Annotated in this window: 1 protein-coding gene; it reads left to right on the top strand. The window is 43.0% G+C overall.

Annotated elements, in window-relative coordinates:
* A partial coding sequence (locus R8O10_RS26805) for a chromosome partitioning protein ParA (RefSeq protein WP_318192173.1) occupies positions 1-550 on the top strand: 550 nt, incomplete at its 5' end.
* Between the last annotated feature and the right edge of the window lie 10 nt (positions 551-560).

The following is a 560-nucleotide window of genomic DNA, read 5'->3' as shown; positions in this document are numbered from 1 at the left end:
AGCGCTTGCGCAAGATAAAACCGCGTTAGTTTCTCAAGTTAAAACTCGTGAAGAGTCGCTAGACAAAGAAATCCAAGAGAAAGTGGATGCACTGCTCGCAGAAAAGGACGCCGCACATCAGAAAGCGCTGAAAAAATTACAAGCTCAGCTTACCGAGGTCGAGAAGGTTAACTTGTCTTTGGAATCTCAAGTGAAGCAACAGAATGACAAGTTGAGCTCGAGCAAGACAGAGAATGAAAAGCTCACTCGCCAAGCGGATATGCAAGCAACCATGTTTGAACGCTCTCGTGAAGTGTTCCAGAAAGAACTCAAAATCTCGCAAGATCTAGAAGCGTTAGAGAAAGAGCGAGAGAAGCTACTGCCGAAAATCGACAAGCTGAAGAAAGAGTGTGATGTGTTCTTAGAAGGGAAGTCGTGGGATGTAAAATCCGATGCTTGCGATAAGCACGATGAAGCAAATTCTCGACTTAGCCAAATCGATCAACTAATTGAAGTCTACAAAATGGATCTCAAACAGATCAAAGAAATTACAGCGGATATGGGTTTATAAACCCAACAAT

Origin of the sequence: Vibrio sp. 1727 (assembly GCF_033344415.1) — a bacterium.
Taxonomy (GTDB): domain Bacteria; phylum Pseudomonadota; class Gammaproteobacteria; order Enterobacterales; family Vibrionaceae; genus Vibrio; species Vibrio alginolyticus.
Note: the sequence above shows the minus strand (reverse complement) of the source record. Positions and strands in the feature narration are given on the sequence as shown.